Origin of the sequence: Anaerostipes sp. MSJ-23 (assembly GCF_018918155.1) — a bacterium.
GTDB lineage: Bacteria > Bacillota > Clostridia > Lachnospirales > Lachnospiraceae > Anaerostipes.
In genome coordinates, this window is record NZ_JAHLPY010000014.1 from 57,822 (window position 1) to 66,200 (window position 8,379).

An 8,379-nucleotide genomic window follows, 5' to 3' on the forward strand; every position below is an offset into this window, starting at 1 on the left:
AATCAATAATCATTTAGGATATCACCAAGTGGATCACCTGTATTGCTTCCACCATTTCCTGATCCACCGCTTTCAGACAGTTTCAGGTAAATTAAAGCTAAAGATACAGCGATAACACCTAATGCGATTAATGTTAAATCTGAAACAGCTGCAAGAGCAAAACCAATAGCAAAGAATGGCCAGATTTCTTTTGTAGCCATCATGTTAATAACCATTGCATAACCTACAGCTACAACCATACCACCACCAATAGACATACCATCTGTTAACCATGCAGGCATGCTATTTAATGCATGAGCTACCGTTGATGATGGAATTGCAAGTAATGCTGCTGCAGGGATTGCAATACGAATTCCCTGTAAGCAAATAGCAATAATGTGCCATAATTCGATTCCTGCAAAACTTCCTTTTTCAGCAGCTGCATCCATCTGATGAACACAAACTACAGAAAGTGTACGTACGATCATTGTTAAAAATAAACCAGCGACTGCTAGAGGGATTGCTACTGCAATTGCAGTAGAAACACCTGCTTTTCCCTGTCCTCCAAGAACAAGAATGATAGCAGAAGCTACAGAAGCTAGTGCAGCATCCGGTGCAACTGCGGCACCAATGTTTGCCCATCCTAATGCGATTAGCTGAAGAGTACCTCCAAGGATAACGCAAGGAACAAGCTGACCAGATACAAGTCCGATCAATGTACAAGCTACCAGTGGCTGATGGAATTCAAATTCGTCCAGAATACCTTCCATACCAGCCAGGAATGCAACGATAACAATTAATACCATTGAAATAACTGACATGATAATTCCTCCTATATATTTTTATTTACTGTTTTATGGTTACTTTAATTCTGCTTTTGCTTTTTTAAGCATTTCATCCATATTTTCTGGAGAGTCGCTTGGGACTTTACGTACATTGAAAGTAATACCTTTATCAATCAATTTTTCAAAAGTTTCAACATCTTCTTTTCCCATAGCTACAGCCTTTGTAATAACGACTTTTCCTGTGGAATGTGCAAGAGAACCAAGGTTGATTTCTTTAATATCAACTCCACCTTCTACTGCTTTTAATACATCCTGAGGTGTTTCAAATAAAAGCAGTGCCTTTGTTGCACCAAAACGAGGGTCTTTGGACACTTCGATCATCTTTTTGATCGGAATAACATGAGCTTTTACCCCTGGAGGTGCTGCTTCGATGATCATTCTCTTACGAAGTTCATCTTTTGATACCGCGTCAGATACAACAATGATACGATCTGGATTTACCATCTTTGTCCATGTTGTAGCTACCTGTCCATGTAACAGACGGGTATCAATACGTGCAAGACCAATCTTGATATGTCCATCCCCAAGAACTGTTCCTTCTGGAATTGCTCCCTGAGGTACTGCTGCTCCCGCTGCAGGTGCTGCCTCTTCTTTCTTTGGTTCCAGCGATTCTGGATAAATTCTAACTCCTTCTTTCCCACTTCCGGAAATCTGAGTTGCAATCTCATGCGCTGTTTCCATTGTCATACGGGATGCATATGCATCGATCAGCATTGGAAGATTCAGTCCAGCAACAATTGCCCACTTATCTTCATGTCCTGCGATCAGTCCGTTGGCCTGATTAAATGGAGTTCCACCCCATAAATCAACCATAAATAGTACTTCATCCTGGTTTTCGAATCCGGCAATGGCATCTTCCATCTGTTTTCTGATATCTTCCGGTCCCATACTTGGCTGTAAAGTACAAGCCTGTACATTTGGCTGGTCACCAAAAATCATGGATCCAGACTGCAAAATACCTTTGGCGAAATCACCATGTGTAGCAAGAATAATTCCTACCATTACTTTATTCCTCCTTTTCTATATTTTCATAAGCTATATCTATTTTTATAAGAACAAAACCGTTTTCTTATAAAATAAAAAACCTGGTCTGAATGATCTATTTTTTTGTTCCTTAAAATCCCATGGAATTTTCCCATAGTAAATTAAGATTATAAAATCTATCACTCAAACCAGGTTTAGCCTGCATTACCAGTAACAATCCTGATTTATTCAAATTATAAACTTTTATTTTGTCGTAACTCTCTTGATGTGAACTGTTAAATACATCATCTCTTCATCTGTTACATTGTGATTGCATGTCTTTTTAATATAAACGCGAATTTTTTCCACACAATCAACGCATTCTTGATATTTATTCCGGATAATTTCCTGAAACTCTTCATCATCACTTTCTACTTCTTTCCCTGCAAAAATTCTCTGTGCAAAAAATTTCAAATGTGTAATAAATCGTTCATAAAAAACAGATTCTTTATCGATCTGTCCAGGAAAACAATCATCTACGATCTTTAAAATATGATTTACAAGCTTTGTCATGGATACCATTTTTGTCATATCCAAGTCTAATTCTGCGTTCACAATATGCAGTGCAATAAATGCTGCCTCATCTGGAGGAAGCGTTATTTTTAATCTTCTTTCGATCATTCCGATCGCAGCTTTTCCTATTAAATATTCTCGATAATAAAATTTCTTAATTTCCCATAAAAACGGGTTTTGAAATGGTACACCCATCTTTACTCTTTCAATGGCGAAATTAATATGATCCGTTAAAGAGATATAAATATTATCATTAATGTTCTTCTGTAAAGTATCTTTCGCATACTGAATGATCTCATTACAAACCTTTAAGCGTTCGATCGGTATATCTGCAGCCATTTCCTGAAATCTATGGGTCATCCCGTGATCTTTCATAACATAAGTCTTCTCAACTTTATGCCGATCAATCAGATCGCCTATATGCTTCTGGAAACCTAATCCTTTTCCCATCAACACGACTTCTCTATGGCTGTCATCTTTCGAAATTACAATATTATTGTTTACAACTTTTGTAATTGTCACAGCCTTACCTCATATGTTAAGATATATTTGAGAACTAGTATAAATATCTGTCACAAACAAACTGCAAAAAAATAGGCTCCCCCAAACTCACAGACTTCTTTATTCATAAAATCCTATAAGCTGGTTTCGCCTGCCCTACCAGTAACAATCCGCTTGTCATTCTCTCTTAACTTGTTATTATTTTATCAGATATCCACATTCAGGTCAAGATTTTTTTAGAATTTGTTTATAAATTCTTAAGAATTATGAACTGACTTGTGCAATTTTGCTGATTATGATACGATAGATTGGCTAAAACGGATTTTCGTATGGAACGGAGTATAACTATGATAAAACTTATTTCCATGATCGAATCGATTGTCGACAAGGCGCAGAAAGATCATATTACTGCTTTTTCTGCACAAGCAGCCTTTTTCACGGTTCTTTCATTTTTTCCATTTTTAATTGTTGTCCTAAGTTTGATGCGTTTTTTCCCAATTACCCCTTCTGATATGATTGAACTTGCAAAGACGTACCTACCAAAACAGTATAGTGCCTCTTTTATTCCAATCATTCATTCTTTAAATGGGAAACTTACAACAACTTATATGTCATTTACGATTTTGACTTTATTATGGTCTGCCTCCAAAGGAATTTTATCAATGATGACAGGACTAAATACGATTCATGAAATTGAAGAAAAACGAAATTATTTCGTCCTCCGGTTTATTTCAAGTATTTATATTGCATTGATGGCAATCGCTGTATTATTTGGCATGGTTTTGCTGCTTTTTGGAAATTCACTTCTCTTGCAGCTCTATCGTTTTGAACCAGTTCTTGCCAACCAACATCTCGTTTTTGCAGTCATACGTTTTATTCTTGCCTTTGCAATTTTTATTATTGTCTTTATTATTATGTTCCGCTTTCTTCCAAGCGAGAATTTCAAGACAAAAGAAGTACTTCCCGGAGCACTAATCACATCGATTGGATGGATTATTATTTCCTTCTTCTTTTCTATGTATTTCGACAATTTTAAAATGTTCAATATCATGTATGGAGGACTTACTAGTATTCTTATGACTCTATTTTGGTTATATTTTTGCATGATGATTCTTTTTGTCGGAGCAGAAACCAATAACTATTTTTATAAGCAAAAACAGAAAATGGCACGCTGACGCTGCAGCATGCCATTTTTTGTTTTCTTATTTTTTCGTTTATAGCACAAAATGTTTTGGTACACCATTCTCATATGGAATATTAACTTCTCCTTGAATCAATGGTCTTAAATAATCTACTAACTCTTTTTTTATATCATTTCCTTCTTCACTAATCCATTCCAAAGGAACTTTTTTCTCAAAGTTTGCAATCTTTGATAAATTTGCTAGCTTCAATGTAATCAGATACGGATCATTGGATGTTCTCTCGATTGCAGACATTTTTCCACTTTCTCCGCGAATTGCACTGATCGCAGAAAATGCTCCAAGATTTCTTGATTCAATGATATCAGTCTCACTTAACATATGTCCTGCACATCTTTGTAAAACATTTAATTCAATCGAACGAACTTTACATCCAATCTGTTCTGAAACAAGCCCTTCCAGATACTTTCCAACACCAGATAAATATTTATGTCCAAACACATCTTCTTTTCCAGATTTTGTCTCTTCTCCGACATAGTTTCCATCTGCTGTTTTGACACCTTCACTGACTGCAACAATAATATTATTTTCTTTTTTTAATGCTTTTCTTAAATCATCAAGAAAACGTCCCTCATCAAAAGCTACTTCGCAAAGATAGATTAATTGAGGAGCTCTTCTTTCTTTAACTCTTGCCAACGCTGCACTTGCTGTCAGCCATCCTGCATTCCGCCCCATAACTTCAACAATCGTTACCGATGGCACATCATAAACAAAGCTATCGCATGCAATTTCAGAAAAAACAGATGCAATAAATTTTGCTGCAGATCCAAATCCAGGGCAATGATCTGTTTCACCAAGATCATTATCAATTGTCTTGGGCGCACCCATGATCTTAATATCATCAATTCCCTGCTGTTCACAATACTTAGATAATTTATAAACGGTATCCATAGAATCATTTCCACCCGCATAAATAAAATATCCAATTTCATGTTTTCGAAGAATATTGATAATTTTTTCAAATTCTTTTGAATTTTTTTCTGGATCTTTAAGCTTTAAACGGCATGATCCCAAAGCCGCCGCTGGTGTAATCGAAAGCAAATCCCTGTCTTCTTTTGTACTACATGCATCATCTAGTAAAACAAAATTTTCATTTAGTACACCTTTGATCCCATTAAGTGCACCATATACATGTCCTACTTCTTTACTTGCCAACCCCGCATCAATCACACCTGTAATTGTAGCATTAATTGCGGCTGACGGCCCTCCAGACTGGGCAACCAACATATTTTTCATAGAAACCTCCTTTAATATTCGACAAGTATTTGTATCAATTATACACCATTTTGTCAAGAACTTTGTACTATTTTGTCGAAATATATTTTCGAAGATTTGATATAGACGAATGTTTTTTGTTCCTGTATACTAAGAGAAAACAAATCGATAAAATAGAAACAGGAGGTCTTTCCTTTATGTTAAAAACAAATTTATCAAAATTACAGGCTCTTATGAAAGAGCAAAAAATCACTTATTATCTAATTCCAAGCGAGGATCCACATCAATCGGAATACGTCGATGACTATTTCAAATGCAGACAATTTATTTCCGGTTTTACTGGATCAGCAGGTACTCTTGTTGTTGGAACCCAAAACTGCTGGCTTTGGACGGATGGTCGTTATTTTACACAGGCAGAACAACAGATTGATTCTTCCCGTATCCGCCTTATGCGCCAAGGGGTCGATGGCGTTCCCACAATTCTTGAATTTTTAGAAGAGCAACTTAACGAAGGCGATGTTCTTGGTACCAATGGATTATTTATTTCAGCCGATTACGGAAATAAGATTGCAAAAATTATCAAGCACAAAAAAGCTACTTTTCAGCCAGATCTGACTCTTGTAGAAGAAATATGGGACAATCGGCCTGCCATTACAAAGATGCCAATTTATGAACATGAATTAAATTATACTGGTGAAACTTATGAATCCAAACTAAAAAAAATCAGGACTGCTATGGAAAAACAAGGAGCAAATAGTTTTTTTCTTTCCTCTCTCCCAGATATTGCATGGCTGTTTAATCTTAGAGGCGATGATATCTTATGTACACCGCTGTTTTACAGCTATGCATGGATCACAACAGAAAAAAGTTATCTTTTTGTACGGCAAACTTGCCTTTCTGCCGCTGTACTACAATCTTTACATGAAAAACAGGTAACTGTACTCGATTATTCAGAAATTGATTCTTTTCTAAGTGAACAACACAGCCTTGTCCTTCTGGATCCCAACTATGTAAATTACTTGCATTATAAACGATTATTCAAATGTAAGATTATTTGTGACGAGAATCCAACACAACTTCTAAAAGCCATAAAAAATGAAATTCAAATTGCAAATTTAAAACAATGTCATATTTACGATGGCGTTGCCGTCACAAAATTTATGTACTGGCTCAAAACACAAATTGGAAAAATTCCTATGACCGAACGTTCTGTCAGTGAACATCTGGAAGAAGAGCGAAAAAAACAAATCGATTACACCGGCCCAAGTTTCGATACAATCTGTGCTTATAAAGAACACGCTGCCATGATGCATTATCAATCTACCGAGGAATCTGATGTGGAATTGAAACCTGAAGGAATGCTTTTAATTGATTCTGGCGGACAATATTATGGTGGTACAACAGATATTACAAGAACTTTTATCCTTGGCCCAATTTCTAATGAAGAACGTCATCATTTCTCTCTTGTATGCAAATCTATGTTATTGCTTGCTGACGTAAAATTTCTTTTTGGATGTCGTGGAAGTAGTCTTGACATTGTTGCAAGAGAACCATTATGGGAAGAAGGTATGGATTATCGGTGTGGTACTGGGCACGGTGTTGGATATTTTCTTGGAGTACACGAAAGTCCAAATGCCTTCCGTTGGAGAACCAATCCTGAAAAAATGGATGCCATCTTACAGCCTGGTATGGTAACAACTGATGAACCTGGGGTCTATATTCCCGGCAAATATGGAATTCGTACAGAAAACATGCTTTTATGTAAAAAGCAACGGCAAAACGAATATGGTGCTTTCTTAGAATTTGAACCATTAACTTTAGTTCCAATTGATCTTGATGGTATTGACTTTTCTCTGTTCAATGAAAAAGAAAAAGCACTCTTATCTTCTTATCAAAAACTAGTATATGATACAATTTCTCCATATCTAACACCAGAGGAAACAAAATGGCTGAAAACACAACTTTGTTAATTTAAAATAAAAAAATAACCAGGAAATTTGAACTGACCCCCAAAAGTTAGACCTAAAATCTAACGATTGGAGGTCGGTTTTTTTATGGCTAAATATACATTTGAATTTAAGAAAAAAGTAGTGTTCGAATATCTTTATGGAAAAATTGGTTCTACTATTTTAGCCCCAAAATACAACATTAAAAGTGAAAAACAGGTTCGTCAGTGGATTCATAACTATCAAGAATTCGGTGATGAAGGTTTAAAGCGAAGTAGAAAAAGAGAAACTTATTCTTTTGAATTTAAACTTCATATGGTAGAATTATATTTAACAAATGAGGTTTCTTATGAAGAATTAGCACTAGCAAATGGCATTACTAATTATGCTACAATAAGTAAATGAGTTGAAGCATTTAGAGTTGCTGGACCAGATAGATTGAGACCTCGTCAGAAAGGTCGGAAAAAGACAATGAATAAGCCAACGGAACAAAACAACCTTCAGCCGGTTGAAGAAAAAAATATTGATACAAGTGCTGAGCATGTAAAAGAATTAGAAGATGAACTTCTAAAATTGAGAATAGAGAATGCTTTTTTAAAAGAACTGAGGAAGTTGCGTTTAGAGGACGAAGAAAAAATGAGAGAACGGCACGAATCATCTGCAGCCTCCGAAGACAGTTCAAACTAAAAGACCTTCTCTCATATACAGGAATGCCAAAAGCAACTTTTATGTATTGGCAAAAAAGATTAGATAAAGAAAATCCTGATAAGAAACTGGAAGAAAAGATTCTCGAAATTAGGAAGTTACATAAAGACTATGGTTACCGACGTATCGTTGGAGAACTTCGAAACCAAAACATTGTTGTTAACAAGAAAAAAGTTCAAAGAATCATGCAAAAACTAGGTCTTCAGGTTACATTGTTGTGGTCAAGCTTTTTTGTAACACTTTGACCTAATTTTTATTGCTACAGGATTTATATCCCGTAGCGTGCCTCAAAAGGCGTTTGATAATTGCTGTAAGAATGCGGTCGTTCGTGATTGTAATGAACGTACGCAAATTCTTCAATGGATGTATATAATTCTTTCTCAGAATGATAGGAATGATGATGAACCAGTTCATTCTTGAGAGTATTGTAATAACGTTCCATAGGAGCATTAT

The 8,379-nt window shown here is 35.8% G+C and carries 10 protein-coding genes; 5 read left to right on the forward strand and 5 right to left on the reverse strand.

What is annotated here, in order from left to right; translation table 11 throughout:
- Positions 1 to 2 precede the first annotated feature (2 nt).
- The 3 genes from KQI71_RS09395 to licT form a co-directional block, all read right to left on the reverse strand.
- Positions 3 to 800 (reverse strand): PTS mannose/fructose/sorbose transporter subunit IIC, encoded by a 798-nt coding sequence (locus tag KQI71_RS09395; RefSeq protein WP_253288013.1) that lies wholly within the window; start codon positions 798 to 800, stop codon positions 3 to 5.
- Between the two features lie 39 nt (positions 801 to 839).
- Positions 840 to 1,826 (reverse strand): PTS sugar transporter subunit IIB, encoded by a 987-nt coding sequence (locus tag KQI71_RS09400; protein WP_216435680.1) that lies wholly within the window; start codon positions 1,824 to 1,826, stop codon positions 840 to 842.
- Between the two features lie 225 nt (positions 1,827 to 2,051).
- Complete coding sequence (gene licT / locus KQI71_RS09405; protein WP_216435682.1) at positions 2,052 to 2,882, reverse strand: BglG family transcription antiterminator LicT; 831 nt, start codon at positions 2,880 to 2,882, stop codon at positions 2,052 to 2,054.
- Between the two features lie 326 nt (positions 2,883 to 3,208).
- Here licT and KQI71_RS09410 point away from each other — a divergent pair, with 326 nt between their 5' ends.
- Positions 3,209 to 4,036: a YihY/virulence factor BrkB family protein gene (locus KQI71_RS09410; RefSeq protein WP_216435683.1), complete on the forward strand. Its 828-nt coding sequence runs from the start codon at positions 3,209 to 3,211 to the stop codon at positions 4,034 to 4,036.
- Positions 4,037 to 4,075: 39 nt separating this feature from the next.
- Here KQI71_RS09410 and KQI71_RS09415 read toward each other — a convergent pair whose 3' ends face one another.
- Positions 4,076 to 5,296 (reverse strand): 6-phosphofructokinase, encoded by a 1,221-nt coding sequence (locus KQI71_RS09415; RefSeq protein WP_216435685.1) that lies wholly within the window; start codon positions 5,294 to 5,296, stop codon positions 4,076 to 4,078.
- Positions 5,297 to 5,472: 176 nt separating this feature from the next.
- On the opposite strand from KQI71_RS09415, the gene KQI71_RS09420 reads away from it, so the two are divergent.
- The 4 genes from KQI71_RS09420 (at position 5,473) to KQI71_RS09430 (ending at position 8,171) form a co-directional block, all read left to right on the forward strand.
- Positions 5,473 to 7,245 carry an aminopeptidase P family protein gene (locus tag KQI71_RS09420; RefSeq protein WP_216435687.1) on the forward strand — a complete coding sequence of 591 codons (1,773 nt, stop codon included), beginning with the start codon at positions 5,473 to 5,475 and terminating at the stop codon, positions 7,243 to 7,245.
- A gap of 84 nt (positions 7,246 to 7,329) precedes the next feature.
- On the forward strand, positions 7,330 to 7,626 hold the full coding sequence (locus KQI71_RS12525; protein ID WP_253288014.1) for a transposase: 297 nt from the start codon (positions 7,330 to 7,332) through the stop codon (positions 7,624 to 7,626).
- A 66-nt stretch (positions 7,627 to 7,692) separates the two neighbouring features.
- A complete protein-coding gene (locus KQI71_RS12530; RefSeq protein ID WP_253288015.1) occupies positions 7,693 to 7,908 on the forward strand; it encodes a hypothetical protein in 216 nt (71 codons plus the stop codon).
- Between the two features lie 41 nt (positions 7,909 to 7,949).
- The gene (locus KQI71_RS09430) at positions 7,950 to 8,171 is read left to right on the forward strand and encodes an IS3 family transposase (RefSeq protein ID WP_216435689.1); all 222 of its coding nucleotides are present in this window, start codon (positions 7,950 to 7,952) and stop codon (positions 8,169 to 8,171) included.
- A gap of 23 nt (positions 8,172 to 8,194) precedes the next feature.
- Here the strand turns inward: KQI71_RS09430 and KQI71_RS09435 are convergent.
- On the reverse strand, positions 8,195 to 8,379 hold a 185-nt coding region (locus tag KQI71_RS09435), incomplete at its 5' end, for an integrase core domain-containing protein (RefSeq protein ID WP_216435691.1).